At 70.8% G+C, this 23,058-nt stretch carries 23 protein-coding genes and 1 pseudogene; 12 read left to right on the top strand and 12 right to left on the bottom strand.

The features are described 5' to 3' along the window. Positions 1-324 precede the first annotated feature (324 nt). Complete coding sequence (locus tag AC5WS8_RS02790) at positions 325-984, bottom strand: hypothetical protein (protein WP_496101619.1); 660 nt, start codon at positions 982-984, stop codon at positions 325-327. Positions 985-1,569: 585 nt separating this feature from the next. Here AC5WS8_RS02790 and AC5WS8_RS02785 point away from each other — a divergent pair. Continuing rightward, positions 1,570-1,734, top strand: coding sequence for an integrase (locus tag AC5WS8_RS02785; RefSeq protein ID WP_496101618.1), 165 nt, complete (start codon positions 1,570-1,572; stop codon positions 1,732-1,734). Positions 1,735-1,885: 151 nt separating this feature from the next. Here AC5WS8_RS02785 and exaC read toward each other — a convergent pair whose 3' ends face one another. The 5 genes and pseudogenes from exaC to xylB all read right to left on the bottom strand — a co-directional run bounded on the left by exaC (position 1,886) and on the right by xylB (position 7,774). Next, positions 1,886-3,409 carry an acetaldehyde dehydrogenase ExaC gene (exaC, locus tag AC5WS8_RS02780; protein WP_496101617.1) on the bottom strand — a complete coding sequence of 508 codons (1,524 nt, stop codon included), beginning with the start codon at positions 3,407-3,409 and terminating at the stop codon, positions 1,886-1,888. Between the two features lie 106 nt (positions 3,410-3,515). Continuing rightward, a pseudogene (locus AC5WS8_RS02775) lies at positions 3,516-4,040 on the bottom strand (transcriptional regulator); the annotation flags it as partial. A 115-nt stretch (positions 4,041-4,155) separates the two neighbouring features. Further along, positions 4,156-4,770 (bottom strand): N-acetylmuramoyl-L-alanine amidase, encoded by a 615-nt coding sequence (locus AC5WS8_RS02770; protein WP_496101616.1) that lies wholly within the window; start codon positions 4,768-4,770, stop codon positions 4,156-4,158. A 332-nt stretch (positions 4,771-5,102) separates the two neighbouring features. Then, on the bottom strand, positions 5,103-6,311 hold the full coding sequence (locus AC5WS8_RS02765) for an ROK family protein (protein ID WP_496101615.1): 1,209 nt from the start codon (positions 6,309-6,311) through the stop codon (positions 5,103-5,105). A 17-nt stretch (positions 6,312-6,328) separates the two neighbouring features. Beyond that, positions 6,329-7,774 carry a xylulokinase gene (xylB, locus tag AC5WS8_RS02760; protein WP_496101614.1) on the bottom strand — a complete coding sequence of 482 codons (1,446 nt, stop codon included), beginning with the start codon at positions 7,772-7,774 and terminating at the stop codon, positions 6,329-6,331. Positions 7,775-7,972: 198 nt separating this feature from the next. On the opposite strand from xylB, the gene xylA reads away from it, so the two are divergent. From xylA to AC5WS8_RS02745, 3 genes are all read left to right on the top strand, one after another. After that, positions 7,973-9,139 (top strand): xylose isomerase, encoded by a 1,167-nt coding sequence (xylA, locus tag AC5WS8_RS02755; protein WP_496101613.1) that lies wholly within the window; start codon positions 7,973-7,975, stop codon positions 9,137-9,139. Positions 9,140-9,279: 140 nt separating this feature from the next. Next, positions 9,280-9,672: a hypothetical protein gene (locus AC5WS8_RS02750; protein ID WP_496101612.1), complete on the top strand. Its 393-nt coding sequence runs from the start codon at positions 9,280-9,282 to the stop codon at positions 9,670-9,672. Positions 9,673-9,861: 189 nt separating this feature from the next. Continuing rightward, positions 9,862-10,044 carry a tail-anchor membrane protein gene (locus tag AC5WS8_RS02745; RefSeq protein ID WP_103842773.1) on the top strand — a complete coding sequence of 61 codons (183 nt, stop codon included), beginning with the start codon at positions 9,862-9,864 and terminating at the stop codon, positions 10,042-10,044. Here AC5WS8_RS02745 and AC5WS8_RS02740 read toward each other — a convergent pair. The 3 genes from AC5WS8_RS02740 to AC5WS8_RS02730 all read right to left on the bottom strand — a co-directional run bounded on the left by AC5WS8_RS02740 (position 9,994) and on the right by AC5WS8_RS02730 (position 12,871). Beyond that, positions 9,994-11,445: a tannase/feruloyl esterase family alpha/beta hydrolase gene (locus AC5WS8_RS02740; protein WP_496101611.1), complete on the bottom strand. Its 1,452-nt coding sequence runs from the start codon at positions 11,443-11,445 to the stop codon at positions 9,994-9,996. The two genes, AC5WS8_RS02745 and AC5WS8_RS02740, sit on opposite strands and share 51 nt — an antisense overlap. 149 nt (positions 11,446-11,594) lie before the next feature. After that, entirely contained in the window at positions 11,595-12,434 is an 840-nt protein-coding gene (locus tag AC5WS8_RS02735) for a hypothetical protein (protein WP_496101610.1), read from the bottom strand. Between the two features lie 131 nt (positions 12,435-12,565). Next, the gene (locus AC5WS8_RS02730) at positions 12,566-12,871 is read right to left on the bottom strand and encodes a hypothetical protein (RefSeq protein ID WP_496101609.1); all 306 of its coding nucleotides are present in this window, start codon (positions 12,869-12,871) and stop codon (positions 12,566-12,568) included. Positions 12,872-12,969: 98 nt separating this feature from the next. On the opposite strand from AC5WS8_RS02730, the gene AC5WS8_RS02725 reads away from it, so the two are divergent. Then, entirely contained in the window at positions 12,970-13,878 is a 909-nt protein-coding gene (locus tag AC5WS8_RS02725) for an oxygenase MpaB family protein (RefSeq protein WP_496101608.1), read from the top strand. Positions 13,879-14,174: 296 nt separating this feature from the next. On the opposite strand, the gene AC5WS8_RS02720 is transcribed toward AC5WS8_RS02725, so the two are convergent. Then, complete coding sequence (locus tag AC5WS8_RS02720; protein WP_496101607.1) at positions 14,175-14,774, bottom strand: class I SAM-dependent methyltransferase; 600 nt, start codon at positions 14,772-14,774, stop codon at positions 14,175-14,177. Between the two features lie 152 nt (positions 14,775-14,926). Here AC5WS8_RS02720 and AC5WS8_RS02715 point away from each other — a divergent pair, with 152 nt between their 5' ends. The 5 genes from AC5WS8_RS02715 to AC5WS8_RS02695 all read left to right on the top strand — a co-directional run bounded on the left by AC5WS8_RS02715 (position 14,927) and on the right by AC5WS8_RS02695 (position 19,944). Beyond that, positions 14,927-15,700: an MHYT domain-containing protein gene (locus AC5WS8_RS02715; protein ID WP_496101606.1), complete on the top strand. Its 774-nt coding sequence runs from the start codon at positions 14,927-14,929 to the stop codon at positions 15,698-15,700. Positions 15,701-15,748: 48 nt separating this feature from the next. Beyond that, positions 15,749-18,277, top strand: coding sequence for a sensor histidine kinase (locus AC5WS8_RS02710; RefSeq protein ID WP_496101605.1), 2,529 nt, complete (start codon positions 15,749-15,751; stop codon positions 18,275-18,277). Beyond that, positions 18,274-18,711: a roadblock/LC7 domain-containing protein gene (locus AC5WS8_RS02705; RefSeq protein WP_496101604.1), complete on the top strand. Its 438-nt coding sequence runs from the start codon at positions 18,274-18,276 to the stop codon at positions 18,709-18,711. The genes AC5WS8_RS02710 and AC5WS8_RS02705 overlap by 4 nt, the downstream gene beginning before the upstream one ends. A gap of 19 nt (positions 18,712-18,730) precedes the next feature. Further along, positions 18,731-19,144: a DUF742 domain-containing protein gene (locus AC5WS8_RS02700; RefSeq protein ID WP_496101603.1), complete on the top strand. Its 414-nt coding sequence runs from the start codon at positions 18,731-18,733 to the stop codon at positions 19,142-19,144. A gap of 194 nt (positions 19,145-19,338) precedes the next feature. Next, the gene (locus AC5WS8_RS02695) at positions 19,339-19,944 is read left to right on the top strand and encodes a GTP-binding protein (protein ID WP_496101602.1); all 606 of its coding nucleotides are present in this window, start codon (positions 19,339-19,341) and stop codon (positions 19,942-19,944) included. A gap of 25 nt (positions 19,945-19,969) precedes the next feature. Here the strand turns inward: AC5WS8_RS02695 and AC5WS8_RS02690 are convergent, their stop codons facing one another. Beyond that, positions 19,970-20,398, bottom strand: coding sequence for a PPOX class F420-dependent oxidoreductase (locus AC5WS8_RS02690; protein WP_496101601.1), 429 nt, complete (start codon positions 20,396-20,398; stop codon positions 19,970-19,972). Positions 20,399-20,492: 94 nt separating this feature from the next. Here AC5WS8_RS02690 and AC5WS8_RS02685 point away from each other — a divergent pair, with 94 nt between their 5' ends. Both AC5WS8_RS02685 and AC5WS8_RS02680 read left to right on the top strand, forming a co-directional pair. Then, entirely contained in the window at positions 20,493-20,906 is a 414-nt protein-coding gene (locus AC5WS8_RS02685; protein WP_496101600.1) for a roadblock/LC7 domain-containing protein, read from the top strand. Between the two features lie 128 nt (positions 20,907-21,034). Beyond that, complete coding sequence (locus AC5WS8_RS02680) at positions 21,035-22,120, top strand: DUF6397 family protein (protein ID WP_496101599.1); 1,086 nt, start codon at positions 21,035-21,037, stop codon at positions 22,118-22,120. Positions 22,121-22,169: 49 nt separating this feature from the next. Here the strand turns inward: AC5WS8_RS02680 and AC5WS8_RS02675 are convergent, their stop codons facing one another. After that, complete coding sequence (locus tag AC5WS8_RS02675) at positions 22,170-23,042, bottom strand: acyl-CoA thioesterase (RefSeq protein WP_496101598.1); 873 nt, start codon at positions 23,040-23,042, stop codon at positions 22,170-22,172. Positions 23,043-23,058: the final 16 nt, after the last annotated feature.

Genomic DNA, 23,058 nt, shown 5'->3' with positions numbered 1-23,058 from the left:
GACCGTGGACTTACCAGCCCTCAGGTCAGGTGCAGCTTCGACCGAGTGACTGCTCCGGCACAGCCGGCGGACGGCCAAAGCCCCAGCTCAGCTACCCATGCCACGTCCGCCAAACACGCCATCGCGACCGGTCGCTCAGCCTGAGCTGCACCCAAGCCGGGACAGGCGTTGACGCGCGTACCGCCCTCTCAGAGGGCGGTACGCGAGCTGGTGCCCGTTTTGCTGTTTCGGTTGAGTACAGATCCCTTCAGGGAACTGCACCTTTACGGATAACTGGAACATCGCAGGTCGCGCTCCTCCGGCGTTGCGGCCAGGCGTGGCACGTTACTCCTCGTCGATCGTCTGCAGCTCGGCGGGCCGGTCGGCCACGTCCATCGTCTGCGGCATGGCCAGCAGCTTGTTCAGCCCAAGGGTCAACTGCACGACGAACACGCTGAGTAGGACGGCCAGGGTTATTCGGACCAGGCTGTAGCCGGCGTCGACGTTCGCTGCGGTCTCGTAGTCGCCGGGCGTTTGGAGGTTGGAGTTGATCACGAACGAGACGTAGACCGCGGCGAAAACCGACAGGAACCACGCGCCGTAGGTCCAGACGACTCCGCGGCCGCCTGGCAGGGCCCTGATCCATCCCAGGCCGATGTCGGTACGTGACATGGCGTTCGCGTGGCCGGCGCGCGCCCACCGCTGGTAGGCGTACAGAACTGCCATGAAGACTACGAAGCGCAACATGCTTGTGGTGTTGAGCGTCTGGAGCGCGTTGTGCAAAGCCTGCCGGTCGTAGCTGTTGTTAGCGGCGGCCAAGGCCCATTGGTGGGCCCGCGTGCGCTCGGCGGAGAACCGCACGGCCTCGCTGACGATGGCTACCGCGGCTGCAGCCAGTACCATAAGCAGTGGGCCCGACAGCGAGACCCGCCCGGGACTCACCTTGGACTGGACCAGCAACGCCGCCTTGTTGTTGCGCCCGCGACGCTGAGGCGGCTTCGACAAGTCGCTCTCCTGCTGACAGACCGGACACAGTCCTTTGATCCCGTCAAAAGCAACTTCACGCTGCCGACACTTCCGGCACGTCAGTAGCATCCCGCGCCCCCTCTTGCTTGATCGCTGTTGAATTGAGCGCCGCATCCTATTGGGTCCGCCAGGAAGACGTCGATCCCCCTGACGCAGTGAAGATCGAGAACGGGTGGGGCGGGGGGCCTGGCCGTGGGCTCGATGGACGGCTACGGCCGTGGCTGCTGACGGAGCGGTGGCGGGCCTTCCAGGCGGTGATCGCGGGCTCGATCCGGGCCCAACGCTCATCGGATAAAGCGTCGTGCGGCTACAGCCACTCGGCCCGCGCCCACCCCACCGCAGTTCGTGCGGATCCTCCATGCACACATCGAACGGTTCGGCGTGGCGCCTGACGGTCGGCTGTTTCGGAACCAGGCCGGCAACTACGTGGATGCAGCTGCGTATGGCACGACGTGGGCGCGGGCACGGAAGTACGTTCTCACCCGCACAGAGTTCGCTTCCGGCCTGGCCAAGCGGCCCTACGATCTCCGGCACGCTGGGATCTCGTTCTGGCTTCACTCAGGTGTGGACTCAGCCGAATGGGCTCGCCGTGCGGGCCAGAGCATCGAGGTCCTCTTCCGTCACTACGCCAAGTTCCTGGACGGCGTCCGGGGGCAGGTCAACCGTCTCATCGAGCAGTCCATGCAGGAGTGGGACCGCGTCAGCCGGGACGCGGCACCTGCTGGGTAACCGGGGCTCTGGTCCGTGACTGGTTCGGAAGCAGCGGGATGGCGGTGGGAGGAACTGGGAGTTACAACGTAAACCGATCCCCGCTCTGGGTGGGCTCAACCGAAGGCGCCTGACGGACAAAAGACCAGGTCAGGCGCCTTTTCTCGTGCGTCTAGAAGAAGCCGAGCTTCTTCGGCGAGTACGACACCAGCAGATTCTTCGTCTGCTGGTAGTGCTCCAGCATCATCTTGTGGGTCTCGCGGCCGATGCCCGAGCCCTTGTAGCCGCCGAATGCCGCGTGCGCCGGGTAGGCGTGGTAGCAGTTCGTCCAGACGCGGCCCGCCTGGATGGCGCGGCCCGCGCGGTACGCGGTGTTGATGTCCCGCGTCCACACGCCCGCGCCCAGGCCGTACAGCGTGTCGTTGGCGATCTTGATGGCATCGTCGAAGTCGTGGAACGACGTCACCGACACCACCGGCCCGAAGATCTCCTCCTGGAAGATCCGCATGCGGTTGTCGCCCTCGAAGATCGTCGGCTGGACGTAGTACCCGCCCTTCAACTCGCCGTCGTACTCGAGGCGCTCTCCGCCGGTAAGGACCTTCGCGCCCTCCTGTCGGCCGATGTCCAGGTAGGAGAGGATCTTCTCCAACTGGTCGTTCGACGCCTGGGCGCCGATCATCGTGTCCGTGTCCAGTGGGTGCCCGGTCGTGACCCTTTCCGTGCGGGCGACCGCAGCCTCCATGAACTCCGCGTAGTGGCCCCGCTGCACCAGCGCCCGCGAGGGACAGGTGCACACCTCGCCCTGGTTGAGCGCGAACATCGTGAAGCCTTCCAGCGCCTTGTCGCGGAAGTCGTCGTTCGCCGACCACACGTCGTCGAAGAAGATGTTCGGGGACTTCCCACCGAGTTCCAGCGTCACCGGGGTGATGTTCTCCGAGGCGTACTGCATGATCAGCCGCCCCGTCGTGGTCTCACCGGTGAACGCGACCTTCGCCACCCGCGAGCTCGACGCCAGTGGCTTGCCCGCCTCCACGCCGAATCCGTTGACGATGTTCACCACACCCGGTGGCAGCAGATCGGCGACCAGGCTCAGCCAGTAGTGGATGGACGCCGGAGTCTGCTCGGCCGGCTTCAGCACGACCGCGTTGCCCGCGGCGAGTGCCGGCGCGAGCTTCCAGACGGCCATCAGGATGGGGAAGTTCCACGGGATGATCTGCGCCACCACGCCGAGCGGTTCGTGGAAGTGGTACGCCACCGTGTCGTCGTCGAGCTCGCCCAGCGATCCCTCCTGCGCGCGGATCGCGCCCGCGAAGTAGCGGAAGTGGTCGATGGCGAGCGGAATGTCCGCGGCCAGGGTCTCCCGGACGGGCTTGCCGTTCTCCCAGCTCTCGGCCACCGCCAACTGCTGCAGGTTGGCCTCCATGCGGTCGGCGATCTTCCGGAGGATGTCGGAGCGCTCGGTCGCCGATGTACGGCCCCAGGCGGGCGCGGCGGCGTGTGCCGCGTCCAGCGCGCGCTCCACGTCCTCGGCGGTGCCCCGCGCGATCTCCGTGAACGGCTGCCCGTTGACCGGAGTCGGATTCTCGAAGTACTGGCCACGCGCCGGCGGCACATACTCCCCGCCGATGAAGTGGTCGTAACGCGCCTGGTAGGAGACGATCGCGCCCTCCGTGCCGGGCGCTGCGTAACGGGTCATTGCGGCTCTGCCTCCTGGGAAGGCGCTGCCCGCCGTTGGGCAGCTCTCGACGCCGAGGCTAGGAACGGAGACGTTGCGAGGACGTTGCGTCCCGGGGCATAGGGAGCACCGGCGCCGCCGCGCACGTCCACGGCTGGACCCGCCGGACGAAGTGCTCGGCGGCGAACACCTGCACCGGCCGGTCCACCGCCACGGCAGTCCCCGGCGCGTTCGTCCCCATCGCGGACTCCGCCCAGCGGGCACCCGGCACGAAGTTCATGCTGTCCGCCCGCCGCCGTGTCGCCGGATGCCCCTCGACCCACAGCAGCCTGCCCTGCGCGTCGCACACGGCCAGCAGATGCTCGCCGTCCGCCGCGAACGGTCCCATCAGCTCACGCACCAGTGGCATCACCCGCGCGAGCGGATGCTCGGCCCGGTACGAGCCGAGGTCGCCGTCCGTCAGCTCCATCGGCGCAGTACCGTCCGGTCCGACGCCCGCCCGCGCCGAACGCCGCCACGAGTCGGCCACCACAGGACGTACCCGCCGCGCCACCGCGCCCACCGCCGTGAACGTCTCGTGCGCGCGTCGCAGCTCCCGCACCCGTTCGACCGGATCGGTCCCTGGCTCCAGGGCCACCCACGGCTCGCTCAACTCGACCTCCCGGGAACGGCGGTGCGATGGGTGACATCCTGACTCCGGGGTCGTCCGCCGACAACCGTTTCAGCGGCCGTCGGTCCGGACGGACCCGGCAGTTCGCGCACCGGCGTCAAGCGGCGTTGACCAGCGTCATGTAGCGCGTCCAGTCCCAGTGCGGTCCGGGGTCGGTGTGGTCGGTGCCCGGGACCTCGTAGTGGCCGATGATGTGCGCCCGGTCCTTGGGGATGCCGTGCCGGGCGCAGACCGCCGCCGTGAGTTGGGCCGACTCCTCGTACAGGGCGTTCGTGAAATATCCTGGCCGGTCCACCCACCCTTCGTGCTCGATGCCGATGCTGCGTGTGTTGTAGTCCCAGTTGCCGGCGTGCCAGGCGATGTCGTGCTCGCGGACGCACTGCGCGATGTGCCCGTCCGCCGATCGCACGACGTAGTGCGCGGACACGTGCTTCCGGGGGTTCTGGAAGATGCCCAGGGTGCTCGTGTACGTCGCCTGCGTGACGTGGATGACGACGAGGTCGAGCGGGTAGCTGAAGGGCCGGTCGGACGGCGTGTAGTTGCCGGGGTCCGCCGACATCCAGTCCGCGAGGGGGTGGTCGACGGCCCGTGGCCTGGCCTGGGCCGGTGCGGAGGGAAGCAGCGTGTAGGGGACCGCTGCGAGGACGGCGCCGCGTAGTAACCATCGCCTGCTGGTGAGGCGTCTTGCCCGTTCCTGCTCGGTTCGTTTCATGGAGGGAGTGCCTTCCGCGCCTGATTTTCGAAGAAGTGCCGATTTCGTTCCTGGACTGCTCAACGCCCCAGCGCGGCCACCGTTTCGCGCATCCGGGCATGGATTGCACGGTTCCAATGAGCCGTGCCGTCGCCATGTGAACCCCCCGATCCGACTCCCGCGCAATTACTGCCCCGGCTGCGCCTCGCGTGAATCACGGTACGGCGCTGGGCGGTTGGGCAGGTGGGGCGCGGTGTCCTCGGTGGACAACCCGGAGACTGTGGATATCTCCGTCACCCGTTCGAGGGGCTGGCCCTGGGGGATCGGGATCCCGGCAGCGCCGGGCCGGGCCGTCACACCCGTGCGGCCACCGCCGCGGGATCGTCCAGCACCGTCCGCACCACCGAGTGCGCGGCGCCCAGCAGCGGTCCCTCGGATCCCAGCCGTGAGACGCGTACTGCGCAGGCCGGGCCGGCCGTGCGCCGGGCCAGTTCCCGCTCCAGGGACGGCAGGAGCCAGGGCGCGAGAGCGGCCAGGGCCCCGCCCAGCACGACCGTCTCCGGATCGAGCAGGTTGACCGCGCCGGTGAGCGCTGTCCCGAGCGCCGTTCCGGCACCGCGCAGGGCTCGGAGCACTTCCCGGTCGCCCCGCGCCGCACGCTCGGCCAGGAGTTCGACGCGGTCCTCACCCGGTGTCAGCCCGGCTGCGCGCAGCACGGCCTCCTCGCCGGCGTACTGCTCCAGACAGCCACGCCCGCCGCAGGCGCACGCAGGGCCCTGCGGGTGGACGGGCACATGACCCAGCTCGCCCGCGAACCCACGCGTCCCGCGCAGCAGCCGCCCGTCCACGACCACGGCGCCGCCGATGCCGATCTCCGCCGAGACGTGCAGGAAGTCGCGGGGCGTGTCGTCGCCGAGCCAGAGTTCCGCGAGCGAGCCGAAGTTGGCCTCGTTGTCCACGGTCAGCGACAGCTCGTCCGGCAGGTGGGGCGCCAGGTCGACGTCGTGCCAGTCGAGGTTGGGGGCGCGCACCACGGTCCGGGCGTCGCGTGCGACGAGCCCGGGCACGGCGACGGCGAGACCCGCGGGCCACAGGCCTGCCCGCTCCGCCTCCGCGACCACCTGCCGTACCAGTGCGGTCAGTTCGTCGAGCACCGGCCGCGGCGGGCGGCCCCGGTTCGTGCCGTGCCGCACGGCCCGCGCCCGTACGTCACCGCGCAGATCGACCGCGCACACCGCCAGATGATCGACACCGATCTCGGCGCCGATCCCGGCGGGACCACGGCCGCTGACGGCCAGAGCGGAACCCGGGCGCCCGACCCGGCCCGGCCGCTCGGGCCCCAGCTCCTCCAGCAGCCCGGACCGGATCAGCTCGTCGACCAGCGTCGAGACGGCGGCGCGGGTCAGCCCGATCCGTGAGGCGACGGCCGCACGGGACAGCGGGCCCTCGGCGCTCACGGTGTGCATGACCCGCGCCAGGTTCCGGCGGCGCATGCCCTGCTGGGTGTCCGGCAGCCGTCGGCCGGGGCTCGACGGATGGGCTTCGTGCAGCGGTGCGGTCATGCCTCCCTCGGATCTCGTCAGCGCCGGTCCGGCTCGCGCTCCAGCAGCGGCGCCGCGTCGGAGCGTACCCCGGCGATCCTGGCCAACGCCGCCTCGTCCCGCTCCACGGCCTCAAGGACCGGCCCGCGGGCGGTGTCCCAGCGGCGGGCGACGGCTGCCGGGTCCTCACCGGTCAGCAATCCGGCGGCCTGCGCGGCGGCACCCAACGCGACCAGCTCCCTGGCCTCCGGAACCTGGACCGGACGTCCCGACAGCCGGCGTACGGTCTCCTGCCAGGCCCGGCCCCGCGCGCCGCCTCCGATGAGCAGCATCGGAGTGGTGCGGTCCGCGTCCGCGTCGAGCACCAGGTCGAGGGCACCGAGCAGCGAGTGCACCGCGCCGTCATAGGCCGCCTGCAGCAGCTGTCCGGCCGTCGTGTCGTGCCGCAGGCCGTGCAGCAGCCCCGAGGCGTGGGGGAGGGCCGGAGTGCGCTCGCCGTCGAGGTAGGGGAGCAGCGTCACACCGGAGCCGGGCTCGACGGCCTCCCGGTCCAGGCCGAGCAGGGCGGCGATCCGGTCGACGGCGAGCGTGCAGTTCAGCGTGCACGCCAGCGGCAGCCAGTCGCCGTGCGCGTCGGCGAACCCCGCCACGGTCCCCGTCGGGTCGGTGGGGCGTCGCCTGGAGACCGCGTAGACCGTCCCGGAGGTCCCGAGGCTCAGCACCGGGGTCCCGGGGCGCAGCCCCAGGCCCAGCGCGGCGGCCGCGTTGTCACCGGTGCCCGGCGCGACCAGGGTGCCCTTGGAGAACGGCAGGTCATGGACGTCGCGCACGGTGCCGGCCACCTCTCCGGGGCGGACCACGCGCGGCAGCAGGGCGGGGCCGAGGCCCACGTGCCCGAGGATCTCCTCGTCGTACGACTCCGCCGCCGACGCCCACCAGCCGGTGCCGGAGGCATCGCCGCGGTCGGTCGTGCCCTGCCCGGTGAGGCGCTCGGTCAGGTAGTCGTGGGGCAGCCGCACCGCCTTGGTCGCGCGGACGGCCTCCGGCTCGTTCTCGGCCAGCCAGGCCCACTTCGTGACCGTGAAGGACGGGCCGGGCACGCTTCCCGTGCGCTCCGCCCAGGCCTTGGGGCCGCCCAGCTCCTCCACCAGACGGCGCGCCTGCGGCGCCGACCGTACGTCGTTCCACAGCAGGGCCGGGCGGACCGGCTCGCCCCGGTCGTCCAAGGTGACCAGACCGTGCTGCTGGCCACCGATCGACACGGCGGCGGCCTCGTGTGCCGCCTCGCCGCACTGGTGCAGGGCTTCGCACAGCGCCTCCCACCACTGGCGCGGGTCGCTCTCGCGACCGGCACCCGACGTGACCGTGTGCGGTGCCTGACCGCTCGCCACCACCCGTCCGGTCGACGCGTCGACGACCAGGGCCTTGGTGGACTGGGTGGACGAGTCCACCCCGACGACGAGCGGACCCTCGGCTGCTGACATCGGGTTTCTCCCTCTTCCGCGGCTTGCGGCATCTGGCCTGTGGCGGGCACACCGCCGACAGTGTGGCCGAACGTGCACCGATCGTCACCGTACGGAGTGCCCGTACGGAGGACACATCGTCTCTTCCCAGAGATGCCCCCGCATACTAATTTGTTAAGTGCCATGACGAAATAGTCTCAGCGAGCAAGGAGCCGCAGCATGAGCTACCAGCCCACCCCCGAGGACAGGTTCACCTTCGGCCTGTGGACCGTCGGCTGGCAGGGACGGGACCCGTTCGGCGACGCCACCCGGCGTGCCTTGGACCCGGTGGAGACGGTGCAGCGCCTCGCCGAGCTCGGGGCCTACGGCGTCACCTTTCACGACGACGACCTGATCCCGTTCGGGTCCTCGGACAGCGAGCGCGAGGCGCACATCAAGCGCTTCCGCCAGGCCCTCGACACGACCGGAATGACCGTGCCGATGGCCACCACCAACCTCTTCACCCACCCCGTCTTCAAGGACGGCGCCTTCACGGCGAACGACCGGGACGTCCGCCGTTACGCACTGCGCAAGACCATCCGCAACATCGACCTGGCGGTGGAGCTGGGCGCCAAGACGTACGTCGCCTGGGGCGGCCGGGAGGGCGCCGAGTCCGGCGCCGCCAAGGACGTGCGGGTCGCGCTCGACCGCATGAAGGAGGCCTTCGACCTGCTGGGCGAGTACGTCACCTCCCAGGGCTACGATCTGCGCTTCGCCATCGAACCCAAGCCGAACGAGCCCCGCGGCGACATCCTGCTGCCCACCGTCGGACACGCGCTGGCCTTCATCGAGCGCCTGGAGCGCCCGGAGCTGTACGGCGTCAACCCCGAGGTCGGCCACGAGCAGATGGCCGGGCTGAACTTCCCGCACGGCATCGCCCAGGCCCTGTGGGCGGGCAAGCTCTTCCACATCGACCTCAACGGCCAGTCCGGCATCAAGTACGACCAGGACCTGCGCTTCGGCGCGGGTGACCTGCGGGCCGCGTTCTGGCTGGTCGACCTCCTGGAGAGCGCCGGTTACAGCGGACCGCGCCACTTCGACTTCAAGCCGCCGCGGACCGAGGACCTCGACGGCGTCTGGGCGTCGGCGGCCGGCTGCATGCGCAACTACCTGATCCTCAAGGAGCGTTCGGCCGCCTTCCGTGCCGACCCGGAGGTCCAGCAGGCCCTGCGTGCCTCGCGTCTGGACCAGTTGGCGCAGCCGACCGCCGAGGACGGACTTCAGGCGCTGCTCGCCGATCGCGGTGCCTTCGAGGAGTTCGACGTGGAGGCGGCCGCCGCGCGCGGGATGGCCTTCGAGTGCCTGGACCAGCTGGCCATGGACCATCTGCTGGGCGCGCGCGGCTGATCACTGCCCAACCCTCCCGGAGTGACGGGCCCTCGCGTGGCAGGTCCCGGAATCATGTGGTCCATGACATGAGTCCGTATCAACGACCCGCGCGAGGGTACCGCCGTGACCGGTTGGCGACGACTGTGGATCGTATGGCCATGCCGTCGGGAGACACGCCGACTTCGGACCGCACCGGGTTCGGTCCGCCGCTCCAGCCGCCGACCGGGTCACCCGGCGCGTCCGGTCGCCGCCGCACGGGCCTCTTCGTGGCACTCGCCGCGATCGTGGCCCTCGGAATCGTCGCCGTGGTCCTCGTGGCCAACGGCCGTGGTGGCGCGTCGCAGCGGAAGTCGCCCACCGAGAGCGGTGCGAGCACGAGCGGCACGCCTGCCCCCTCCCTGAGCATCCCCACAGGACTGCCGACCGTACTGACCTCGATCCTTCCCTCGGATCTGCCGACGAGGTTGCCGTCGGGCTTCCCCAGCGGGCTTCCCAGCGGCTTTCCCAGCGCCCTGGAATCACTCCTCGCGGTGCCGGCCCCGGCGCCGTAGGGACAAGCCGGCGACCGGAGAACCGCCGCACGCGCGAACGACATGAGCCGGCCGTCGATCGGGCGGGTCGCCGATCGGGGGCTGAGGAGCCGCGTCTCAGGGTTGTATCAGGGGCGGGACCCGGAACCGCGCGCAGCAGGCACCCGTTCTCAGAACAAGGAGCGGCAGTGGCCGCGAAGGAGGCGACACATGTCGAGGAACGCGAAGATCGCCACCGGCGGAGTGCTGGCCGGGCTCATCCTGTGGATATGGCTGCCGTGGTGGGCCGCCCTCCTGATCGTGCTGGGAGTCCCGGCGGCCGCGTACTTCACCCTGGACCCGTCACAGCGGCGCAGGCTGCGCCGAGTGGCGCGCAAGGAGCTCGGCCGCTGAGAGGCCGGGGAGTTCCACCGAGGAAGTCCGCCGGCCTCGGGGCCCGGCCAGCGCGCAGGAGTTGACCACGTCACCGTCCGCCGGCCTGCCGACGGTACGGTCCGCGGGCGGCCGCTCGCCTCGCTCGACCCATGCGGTGAGCGCGTCGAAGGCCGCTCGGTAGCACGGCAGAATCGGCCTGAGCCGGTCCGGATAGGTGTCATAGAGGCCGTCGACGTGCGTACCGCCCTCGATGGTGTAGAAGCGGTGCAGCGGCCCGCGACCGGCCTCCCGCACCATGCGCGCGTACACGTCGGAATCCGTGCTCTTGGGCAGCAGGGCGTCCAGGTCCCCGTGCAGCGTGATCAGCGGCTTGCCGATCCGTCCTGTGAGCGCGACCCGGGCGACCGCCCGGTGCACGGACTCGGGACGCGCCGCATACGTGTAGTCCGCGTCCGAGGGACAGGGGGCCAGGATCTGCTCCGCCGTGGACCCGGCGGATGCACCGGGGCAGGAGGGGTCGTACGAGGGGTCGAACTCGGCCCGGTAGATCTTCTGTGTGATGCCCCAGTACGCCTTCTCGTGGTACGGCCACAGGAACTCGGACCCGCGGGCGAACCCCGCGGCGTACAGATCTGCGTCACGGGCGGAGCCCAGCATGCGGGCCACGGCCACCGGCAGCGACGTCAGCAGGTTCGGGCCGTCGGCCGCCCACAGCGCGCCCTCCCAGTCCACCCCGCCGTCGTACAGCTCGGGGTGGTGCTCCAGCTGCCAGCGCGTCAGGTAGCCGCCGTTGGAGATACCGGTCATGTACGTGTGCCGAGCGGCCCGTCCGTAGCGTTGAGCCACCACCTGCCTGGCGGCCAGCGTGAGCTGTGTCGTGCGCCGGTTCCATTCGGCGACGGAGTCACCGGGGCGGGTTCCGTCGCGGTAGAAGTCCGGTCCGCTGTTTCCCTTGTCGGTGGCCGCGTAGGCGTAACCCTGCGCCAGCACCCGGTCGGAGATCGCCGTGTCGGTCGCGTACTGCCGGCGCGTACCGGGGGCTCCCGTGACGACGAGGCCGCCGTTCCACCGGTCGGGCAGCCGGATGACGAACTGGGCGTCATGCCGCCAGCCATGGGTGGCGTTGAAGTGCGAGTCGTCCGGGAAGTAGCCGTCGATCTGCAGCCCCGGAACACCGGACGGATTGAGGGTGGCCGCGGCGGTCAGGCCCGCCTGGTCGCTCATGTCCGTGTACGGCGTTCCCGCCAGCCCCGCGGTGGTCATGTCGCCCAGGCAGGCCTGCTGCTGGAACGCGGCACCAGGTACCCGTATCCGCTCCTGCGGTCCGCAGTGGCCACCGTCGCTCGCCGCCGCGCCGCCGGGGAGGGCCGGGACCAGCAGAGCGGCGACGCACCACGCGACGCGACGGGACAGGCGCATGAGTGACCTCCGAGGCGGGACGGGAGCACGGGGCTGCCCATGCTGCGGCCACGGACGTTCGCCAACCATAGGCGTGGGCCACATGGACGCAGACGGTCATATAGGGGCTCACAACTCAGCCCATGCCCATCACGCCCTGCTGTCCCGCCTCAGGCCGGACGTGCCGCCACCTTGTCCAGACCCTCCAGCAGTCCGGGCAACCGCCGACCCCGGCCCACCGGGATCACCTCTCCGGGCTTCTCGTCGAGGAGGAGGAACGCGATGTCGTCTGTCCTGGCCACCATGGACCAGCCGGGCCCGTCGGCACGCAACAGGCGTGCGTCACCGGGTGCGAACGAGGAACGGACACGGCCCGGCGGCGGCGGAGAGTCCACATACGCGTGCGCCTCGTCCAGCGCGCGGTGTATCCCGCCGCGGCTCCCGTCCGCGGCCTTCCCGTCCGCGGGCTCACCCTCCGCCGCCCGCTCCCCGTCGTCCACGGGTGCGAAGTCGGCGTCGCCGACCTGATCTCGCCACACGGCCCACTGAAGCGCGATCTGGTCGGCGCCCAGACGCCGTTGCGCCGGACCCCAGCTGTCGGTGTCCGGCGGGGAGAGCGGCTCACGGCCGCTGTCTTCCGGTGCCGGGTCGTGCGGGGCGGGCACACCGGGCGCCGCGACGGCCACAGCCAGCGGCCAGCCCGGCAGGGCGGCGACGACCGAGCGCTCGTCGGGCGACAGGTCGTACTCCATGCCGCAGTCCCAGGACGCGATCGCCACGGCCACCAGCGACACGTCGTCGATGGCCACCGTCCAGCGGGCACCGTCGCCATCCTGGCCGAGCACCAGGCCGTACCCGTCCATCGCGGCCGGCAGACCGAGCGCCGCGCAGGCCTCCGGATAGTCGTCGCCCAGCACGCTCGGGAACTGTGCGGGCGTCAGCAGAATCGCCGTCAGCACATACAGCGCGTCGTCCGTGGCGGCGACGGAGTCCTCGTCCGTCCCGGTCATGCCGTCCTCCCGATCCGTCGTTCGTCGGCGCACCCTAATGCGCCCGCGAGCCGGTTGTCACGACGGTGAATCCCGGAAGGAAACGCACGTCTCCGGCCGGACGGGGCCAAAGCGCCCGGCGACTTCCGGTGTCAGGCGGCAGGCAGGCCGAGGAGCGTCTGCGCGACCGCCCGCGGAGAGTCGTCGCGCTCCCGCGCCAGAGCGATCACCGCACGGCACGCTAGCTCCGTCACACCGAACGACAGGGCCTCCGGCGAGACCCACGCCGCGGCCTCGTCCATCCGGTCCTGGTCGTCCTCGGCGCACGCCGACACATAGGCGGCTGCCGCCTCGAAGACGTTGTGTGTGCGCTTGCGCCCGGCTCCGGCCCTGGCCTCCCGGGCGCGCGGAGAGCTGTTGAGGAGTCTGCCGACCGATGTGCGGATCCTGTCGAACATGCCAAGCCGCCTTCCCCCAGTGTGGTTGCCCTCTCCGACGTGTGTGTGCTGCTCTTCAACGTAAGGTTGGAGTTGCCATCGCATAAGGGGGACGGACGGTGAAGCGGTTCGAACGGCTCGAACGGATCCGGCGCCTGGACCCCGAGAAGGACGCCCTGGAGATCTACCGGCTCAGTGCCGCGTACGAGTTCCCCTGGGACTACACCCGGGCCCTGGAACTGGCGCTCTACCGTACGTACGCCGTCCCGCGCATCGGTCGGCTGCTCGCCGAGACCAGGGAGCTCGTCGACCGCACACAGAAGCGCTACGACGACACCTCGCTGCTCCTCGACACCGTTGTGGAGCACGGCTTCGACAGCGACGAGGGGCGCACCGCGATCCGCCGCATCAACCAGATGCACCGCAGCTACGACATCAGTAACGACGACATGAGGTACGTGCTGTGCACTTTCGTGGTGATGCCCAAGCGGTGGATCGACGCCTTCGGATGGCGCCGGCTGTCCCGGCACGAGACCATCGCCTCCGCCGTCCACTACGGCACGCTGGGGCGGCACATGGGCATCAAGGACGTCCCCGGGACCTATGAGGAGTTCGAGGTCTGCCTCGACGCCTACGAGTCGATGCACTTCGCCTGGGACCGACAGGCCCGGCGCGTGTCCGACGCGACACTGGACCTGATGGCCTCCTGGTATCCACGCGCCCTCGCCCCCGTCCTGCGACGGGCGACCCTCTCCCTGCTCGACGACTCGCTCCTGCGGGCCTTCCGGTACGAGCCGCCGAACGCCGCCACGCGCGCGTGGGTGCGTCGTGCGGTCCGTGCCCGCGGCCGCTTCGTCCGCCTCATGCCCCCGCGCCGGACTCCCCATCACGCCCGGCAGAACTGGGAGATCAAGGGCTACCCGAACGGCTATCGCGTCGCCGACCTGGGCACCCGTCCGGTCCCCGGGGTCAGAGGGTGCCCCGTTCGGCAGGCGGGGGCCTCCTCAACGACCTCCCGCACCGAGTGAGTCGAGTGAGCCGAGCGTGGTGCGCGGCCACGCCGGTTCAGCCTGGACCGTGGCCCGCGCGATCGTGAGGATCCCGCGCCGGAAGGGGGCGTCCACCTTCTCCGCCCGCAACGACGGTCGCCCTCGTAGAAGTAGCCCGCGTCTGCCTCCAGGGAGAGCCGAGCGGCGAACTGGCCGGCAGGGAAGGCCTTCAGGCGGCGGGTGTCCGCGGGGTGACCGTGCCGGATGCGGGTCACCACGTCACGTTCGACAACCCCGACCTCCTGGTGGCCGCGATTGCGGCGCGAGGCTGGGACTCAGCCCTCGCGGACGGCCAGCGCCAGGAAGCGGGTGTCCTCGTCGACGTACGACGTCATACGCCAGCCGGAAGCGGCCAGCAGCGGACGGAGGCTGGGCTCGGCGCGCAGATCGCCTGCAGTGATCTGCCGGCCCTGGCGGGCGGCGAGGGCCGCCCGGCCGACCGGGTGGAAAAGCGCGAGCAGTCCGCCGGGCCGCACCACGCGCGCCAGTTCACGCAGATTCACGGGCGGGTCGGGGAGATGGGCGATCAGTCCAGCCGCGAAGACCGCGTCCAGTGACTCCGTGCGGAGCGGAAGCGCGGCCACGTCGGCAAGCAGCAACACGCCGTCGCGGTCCCGTCCGGCCCGTACCGCTGCCTGAAGCATGGCCGGGGTGACATCGGCTCCCAGGACCACGCCCGAGTCGCCCACGGCCGCACGCAGCGGCGTCAGGGCCCGCCCCGTGCCGCAGCCCGCGTCGAGCACCCGGTCGCCCTCGCGCAGACCGAGAGCGGTGACCGCGGCGGCGTACGCCGGGCCGTCGTCGGGGAACCTCGCGTCCCAGTCGGCCGCACGCGCGGTGAAGAACTCCTGGACGTGTGTGTGGTCGTCGCTCATGCACCGCATGATCCCTCACCTTCGCGAGGGAGGCTGCTGTGCACACGTTCGAGCATGACGCGATCGTTCCGTGCCTCCTCTATGTCAGATTTCAACAGCTTTCGAAATGCGCCCCCTTTGCGCCCCTCGGCCCGGGCTAGCGTCCCGTGGCCATGGGACACCTGGACCACGCCGCATTCGGCTGGCTGACCCCCGTGCTGTCGTACGTGATGGCGTGCATAGGCGCCGCCCTCGGGTTGCGCTGCACCGTCCGCGCACTCGGCTCCACCGGCAGGGCACGTCGCAACTGGCTCCTCACCGCTGCCTCGGCGATCGGCACCGGCATCTGGACCATGCACTTCGTGGCGATGCTCGGCTTCGGCGTCACCGGGACCGAGATCCGCTACGACGTGCCGCTGACCATCCTCAGCCTGCTCGTCGCCGTGATCGTCGTGGGTATCGGCGTGTTCGCCGTCGGCTACGGCGGTGGCCGGCCCCAGGCCCTCGTCCTCGGTGGGCTCACCACCGGCCTCGGGGTCGCGAGCATGCACTACCTCGGCATGGCGGCGCTGCGGCTGCACGGGACCGTGCACTACGACCCGGTGCTCGTCGCGCTCTCCGTGCTGATCGCCGTGGTCGCGGCGACGGCGGCCCTGTGGGCCGGCCTCAACATCAAGTCGCCCATCGCGGTCACCCTCGCCTCGCTCGTCATGGGTGCTGCGGTCAGCAGCATGCACTACACCGCGATGTTCGCGGTGAGCGTCGATGTGACCCCGTCCGGCCAGGTCCTGCCCGGGGCCACGGCGATGCAGTTCATCTTCCCCCTCGCCGTCGGCCTCGGGTCCTACCTCTTCCTGACCTCGGCGTTCGTCGCACTGTCGCCGACCGCCGGAGAGCGCGAGGCCTCCACGTCGGCCCAGCGGCCGGTCGAGAGCGCCGCCCGCTGACCGCGGGGCACGGACCACACGTCGCGACACACTCCGAGTGAGAAGGCCATGCGAACACCTCGTTGGACACCCACCGCCGACGCCGAGCCGCCGCCCCGGCCACCGGCGCGCGGCCGCCGTGCGCACGCCGGCCCGCCGGCCGACGAGCGCGTCGCGGCCGACGAGACCGGCGGCACGGAACCACCTGCCACCGCCCCGCGGGCGGAACGGTGGCGCATCCGGCCGCGCACCGTCCGGGCGAAGATCGTCTGCCTGCTCATGGTGCCCGTGATCTCCCTGATCGCCCTGTGGGCCTACGCCACCGTCAGCACCGCCCAGGACGTCGCCCGGCTGCGCGTGCTGCAACGAGTGGACTCCACCGTGCGCGTGCCGGTCGCCGACGCCGTGGCCGCGCTCCAGGACGAGCGCGCTGCCGCCGTACGCTATGCGACGGATCCCGCCGGTGAACAGCAAAGTGATCTGCAGGCTCTCGCCGGCCGCACCGACCGGGCCGTGGCCGCACTGAGGCTCGGCGGACACCACACCGTCGCCGACGGCACCGACCTGCCCTCCGGCGTCTCCAGCCGGCTCCAGGCGTTCGTCACCGGGGCCGAACAGTTGCGGTCCCTGCGCGGCGACGTACTCGCCCATCGGGTCGGCTGGGAGGGGGCGTACCAGCAGTACACCAGGACCATCGCCACAGCCTTCCAGGTGGGCGGTGCACTCACCGGTGTACAGGACGCAGACCTGGGCTCCGACGCGCGCGTGCTGCTCGAGTTCTCCCGCGCGGGCGAGTCGCTCGCCCAGGAGGACGCCGTTCTGGCCGGCGCCCGGCTGGCGCGGAGCCTTGACGGCGACCGGCTGAGGCTGTTCACCGGCGCCGTCGACACGCGCCGCACTCTGACCGCGTCCGCCGTCGCCGACCTGCGCGGCGCCGAGCGCACCTCCTGGAAGCGGCTGGCGGCAAGCAGCGAGTACGCCGGCCTCGGTGCCCTGGAGGACAGGGCGCTGGCCAGGCGGTCCGGCGCCTCGGCCCTCGCCGCCGCCCCCGAAGCCGCCTGGAACACGGCACACACGCGCGTGCAGGACGGCATGCGAACGATCGAGGCCGAGGCGGGCGGGAGCGTCGCACGCCAGGCGGACCCGTTCACGCGTGGCGTGCTCACACCCGCCGGCGCAGCCGTCCTGCTCGGCCTCGTCGCCGTCGCCGCGTCGCTCGTCATCTCCGTACGCATCGGACGAGGACTCGTCGTCGAACTGGTGAGCCTGCGCAACAGCGCCCTGGAGATCGCACGCCACAAACTCCCGCAGGCCATGCGGAAGCTGCGTGCAGGCGAGGAGATCGATGTCGACGCCGAGGCGCCCGGTGGCCCACCCGCCGAGGACGAGACAGGGCAGGTCGCCGAGGCCCTTGGCATCGTGCACCGTGCCGCCCTGCGCGCCGCCGTCGAACGCGCGGAACTCGCCAGCGGCATCTCCGGGGTGTTCGTCAACCTCGCACGGCGCAGCCAGGTCCTGGTGCACCGCCAGCTCAACCTGCTCGACAGCATGGAGCGCCGCTCCGATGACCCGGGCGAACTGAGTGACCTCTTCCGGCTCGACCACCTGACCACGCGCATGCGCCGCCACGCGGAGAGCCTGATCATCCTCTCCGGCGCCGCACCCGGCCGCGCCTGGCGCATGCCCGTCTCGCTGACCAACGTGGTACGCGCCGCGGTCTCCGAGATCGAGGACTACGCGCGCGTGGAGGTACGGCAGTTCCCCGACGCCGCGGTGATCGGCACCGCGGTCGCAGACGTCACACACCTCCTCGCCGAACTCATCGAGAACGCGGCACAGTTCTCGCCACCTCACACGCGCGTGCGTGTCAACGGAGAGCCCGTCGGCAACGGCTACGCCGTGGAGATCGAGGACCGGGGGCTCGGCATGGGAAAGGAGACCCTCACCGAGGCGAACCGGCGCATCGAACAGTCCGAGGCGCTCGACCTGTTCGACAGCGACCGGCTCGGCCTCTTCGTGGTCAGCAGACTCGCCTCCCGGCACGGGGTGAAGGTGCACCTGCGCACCTCGCCCTACGGCGGCACCACCGCCGTCGTCCTCCTGCCGACCGCTCTCCTGCACGGCGGCGCGGTGGAACCCCCGCGTCGTACGGCGGACACCGAGCGGGAGGAGGACGGCCAGTACGCGCGCGTGGCTGCTGTCCCGCCGCAGTGGGAGCCCATGACGCAGGCCGCGGAACGGCCGGCCCTGGCGCGTTCCGCGCAGGTCGGAGCGGAACCCTCCGGCGACCTGCCGCCCGAGACTCCTCCCGCGGGAGTCGCGCCGCTGAGGTTGCACCGCCCCGCGGACGACGCCGAGGCTCCCGACGACCTCCCGCGGCGGGTACGGCAGGCGAGTCTCGCCCCACAACTGCGCGAACGACGCCTGGAGGAGGTCGCGACAAGCGCTCGCGGCTCCCGGAGCGACGACGAGCGCACCCCCGAACTCGTACGGGACCGCCTGACGGCCTATCGCGACGGTTGGGCACGCGGCGGCGGCCGCCCACCCGGACGGGCGGCCCGACCCGACGGCGACAGCAGCGAAGGAGACCCCGCATGATCCAGGACCCGAGCATGAGGGCCGCCCAGCGGTCGGGTGAACTCGACTGGCTGCTGGACGACCTGGTGGTACGTGTGAGCGACGTCCGGCACGCCGTGGTGCTGTCGAACGACGGCCTGGCGGTCGGCGCCTCCACCGGCCTCAGCCGCGAAGACGCGGAGCATCTCGCGGCCGTCGCCTCCGGCTTCCACAGCCTCGCCAAGGGCGCGGGCCGCCACTTCGGTGCGGGCGGTGTACGGCAGACCATGGTGGAGATGGACGACGGCTTCCTCTTCGTGGCGGCCGCGGGCGACGGCTCCTGCCTCGCCCTCCTCACCGCCGTCACCGCCGACATCGGACTGGTGGCGTACGAGATGGCACGACTGGTCAAACGCGTCGGCGAGCACCTCTACGCCCCGCCCAGGGTGGGCGCCCGACCGCCCGCCGCGGGATGAGAACCAAGGGCGGTCGCAGATGACCGAGGACCGGACAGGCGTCCCGTACCAGCCGGGCAGTCAGTGGTACGACCACGAGGCGGGCCCCCTCGTGCGGCCCTACGCGATGACGGGCGGCCGCACCAGGCCAGGCCCGGCCGGGGTGCGCTTCGACCTCATCGCCCTGGTCACGCTCGATACCGGGGCGCCGAACCTCGACGACGAGGCCGCACTGGGCCCGGAACACCGAGCCCTCGTCGACCTCTGCCGCATCGAGACGCAGTCCGTCGCCGAACTCGCCGCAGGAGCCGACCTGGCCGTGGGTGTTGTTCGTGTGCTCCTCGGGGACCTCCTGGAGTTGGGGTGCGTGGCCGTCAGCCGGCCGGTACCGCCGGCCCAACTCCCCGACGAACGGATTCTGCGCGAGGTCATCGAGGGACTGAGGGCGCTGTAGCGATGTCCGGGACGCACGGCCGGCCGGACCCGTACCGAGTTGTACGTCCATTCGGGCACCGAACGGACGACAGGTGGTCGTATCGGTCAAAAAGCGGTCTGACCCCCCAGAGACGCACCGCTGTTGCCATGATGCTGACTCCGCACGGATGAACTGATGTCGACCGTGGTCGGCACTCCCGAGAGAAGTGATCGATGGTCTCCGAGCACTCCGACGTCACGGAGGACGAGATGGCCGCCCTGGCGTTGAAGATACTGGTCGCCGGCGGATTCGGCGTGGGCAAGACCACCCTGGTGGGTGCGGTCAGCGAGATCAGGCCGCTGCGCACCGAGGAACTGCTGAGTGAGGCGGGCCAGTCCGTGGACGATACCGACGGTGTGGACCAGAAGGTCACGACGACCGTCGCCATGGACTTCGGGCGCATCACCATCCGGTCCGGGCTCTCGCTCTACCTCTTCGGCACACCGGGGCAGGACCGGTTCTGGTTCCTGTGGGACGAGCTCTCCCAGGGCGCCCTCGGTGCCGTCGTACTCGCGGACACCCGGCGGCTCGAGGACTGCTTCCCGGCGGTGGACTACTTCGAGCACCGGCGCATCCCGTTCGTGGTCGCCGTCAACTGCTTCGCCGGCGCCCGCCCCCACGCGGCGCACGACGTGTCGCGGGCCCTCGACCTCGACCAGGGCACACCGGTGGTGCTGTGCGACGCACGGGACCGCGACTCGGGGAAGGAAGTGCTGATCCGCCTTGTCGAGTACGCCGGGCGGATGCACACCGCCCGGTTGCTCGACTCGGTGGGCTGACGTCAGGGGACAGGACCGGCCGGTTCTATCCGGCGACGGACGAATGGGCGAGGACCTTCTCGACCCGTACCCGGACGAGGAGTTCTCCCGGGACTCCGTTGCGGGCACCGAACTCCTCGGCCCGGTCCTCACCCATGTACCGGGCGCCGAGCCGCGTCGCCCAGTGCCGCACCTCCTCCAGGTCCTCCGACAGTTCGGCCCGCCCGTGCAGCACGACGAAGTCGTACGGAGGACGATCGTCGTCCACGCACAGGGCGACTCGGCCGTCCCTGGCCAGATTCCGCCCCTTCACCGTCTCCTTACCCGTGTTGAACACCACGTCGTCGCCGTCCAGCAGGAACCAGACCGGCGCCACGTGCGGGCTGCCGTCCGCGCGAACCGTGGAGAGCTTCCCGGTGCGGGTCCCGTGCGAGACAAAGGCCCGCCATTCCTCGTCGGTCATCTTCTGTGCCATACCTCCATCCTGCTTGCCGGGACGGCGGGTGTGGTGAAGGCTGGCTGACCGGATCCTCCGGCCAGGGAGGGCGACAACACGGGGAGAGCGGACCATGGCGCAGAACACGGAGCTCGGCTGGCTCCTGGACGACCTGACCGAGCGCGTGGAACCCATACGACACGCGCTGGTCCTGTCCAACGACGGACTGGTGACCGGCACCAGCACCGGGCTTAGGCGCGAGGACGCCGAGCATCTCGCCGCCGTCTCATCCGGACTGCACAGTCTGGCCAAGGGCTCGGGCCGCCACTTCGGTGCGGGTCAGGTGCGGCAGACCATGATCGAGTTCGAGGACGCGATCCTGTTCGTCACGGCGGCCGGGCCCGGCAGCTGCCTGTGCGTGCTCAGCGCCGCCGACGCCGACATCGGCCAGATCGCCTACGAGATGACACGGATGGTGAACCGGGTCGGGGAGCACCTCGCCGTGGCCGAGCGGCAGCGCGAGAACATGCCGCCAATGGACCTCTGACCTGTGTCGACGGTGGGGTGATCCGAGTTTTTCCACAGGCTTGTTCCGGGATCCGGCGATGAGGCTACGGTTTTTTCCAAGGCGGACGCACACGGCGCCCGCAGCGGACTCCACGGGGGAGAACTGCCATGTCCGGACACACGATCACGCCGGCGATCACGGAAGTCAACGGGGTAGCGGACGTCACGTCGCGGCCTCTGTCACTGACGTTGAGCCGGGCTGCGCGCGAACTGAACCTCCGACGCGATGAGTTGGACCTCGCCGTCCAGCTCGGCCGCGTGCGGACGGTACCCGACGACAGGGGAGGGGGACGCCGCGTCACGCGCGCCGAGGTCGACCGCGTGCGACGCGAGGACGGATTCCCAGAGACGCTCCGGGAACGTGTCGCGACGGTGGGCACCAGGGACGGTGCGGCGTTGCTGTGCGTGACGCCCGCCCGGTTCACGCGGTTCGCCCGTCTGGGCCTGATCGTGCCGGTGAGCTGGTACCTGAACCGCTACCGTGCCGTGGTGTGGCTGTATCTGGCCGACGAGGTCAAGCAGTTCGCGTCCGGGGAGGCGAACGCGCAGTTGCTCACCGGCAGGGCGCCCGAGGGGCTGCGTGACCAGTTGGACGCGGGACTGGACCTTCGACCCCGCAACTGGCGTGGGCGCCACTTCGGATTCCGGATGCGGCTGACGGAGGACCCGTGGGCGAGGGCCGCAGTGGTGGCGTCCCTGCTCGACCCGGCTCACGTGGCGGACGTCGTCCCCGATCCGTACGAGCGTGCCGAGCTGTACCGCCTGCGGCCCGCCCCGTCCGCGCAGTGGCCACCCGACTCTCCCGCGGCCGGGATCACCGCGCGGATCATGATCGCGGACGACTCCGACGAGGTCGGCCTGCTGCGAGCCGATCTGGGGCAGGCGCTGATGGAGGCGCGGCGACAGAGGCCCGCGCCGCGGGTGTCACCGGGAGTCCCCGACGACGAGAACCGACCCGCGACCGTCCACCGCACTGCCCCGGTCTGCAGGGCCGGGGCCGCGACGGTCTGCGGAAACACGACCGCGCACAGGGCCACGGACGTGGCCCGGACCGCGGGCGTCACCGCGACGGCCTTCCCGGGAGAGCCTGTGTCCCCCGCCGGGACCGCCCCCGGCCGACCGGCGATGGCCGGGTGCCACGAACCGACGCCGCCGCGAGGCGTGCTCGGATGGCTGCGCCGCAGAAACCCCTGACCGGCGCCGCACGCCGAACCGCCCACAGGGGCGTGAGACACACGTGCCGTCACCGCTCGAGCCTGCGGAAGAGTCCCTCCTGGACGACGGAGACGAGAAGGCGTCCCTCGACGTCGTAGATGCGGCCCCGGGCAAGACCCCGGCCGCTCACCGCGATCGGGGACTCCTGGTCGTACAGGAACCACTCGTCCGCGCGGAACGGTCGGTGGAACCACATCGCGTGGTCCAGCGACGCCATGTCGAAGCCCCGCGGTCCCCAGAGCGGTTCGACGGGGATACGGACGGCGTCCAGGAGCGTCATGTCGCTGGCGTACGTCAGCGCACAGGTGTGCACGAGCGGGTCGTCCCCGAGCGGACCCACGGCACGCATCCACACCGCGCTGCGTGGGTCGGCGTCCTTGATCTCGTCGGTGTTCCAGCGCAGCCGGTCCACATAGCGGATGTCGAACGGCTGCCGCCGGGCCATCCGTTCCAGTGTCTCGGGCAGCGCGCCCAGATGCTCCTTGACCTCCTGCGCCACCGTCGGCAGCGACTCCGGGTCCGGCACCTCGCGGGCCGGCGGCAACTGGTGCTCGAAGCTCCCCTCTTCAGGCTTGTGAAAGGAGGCGGTCAGATTGAAGATCGTGCGGCCCTGCTGTACGGCCGTGACCCGCCGGGTCGTGAAGGACCTTCCGTCACGGACCCGTTCGACCTGGTACACGATGGGTACGCCCGGTATGCCAGGGCGCAGGAAGTACGCGTGCAGCGAGTGCACCGGCCGTTCACCGTCCGTGGTGCGGCCGGCGGCGACCAGGGCCTGGCCGGCCACCTGGCCGCCGAAGACCCGCTGCAAGGACTCCTGCGGGCTGCGGCCACGGAAGATGTTGACCTCGATCTGCTCCAGGTCGAGCAGGTCGACAAGCCTCTCGGCTGGGTTCGTCATGGGTGGTGTGCTCCCG

Source organism: Streptomyces sp. PTL18, from assembly GCF_059510295.1.
Note: the sequence above shows the minus strand (reverse complement) of the source record. Positions and strands in the feature narration are given on the sequence as shown.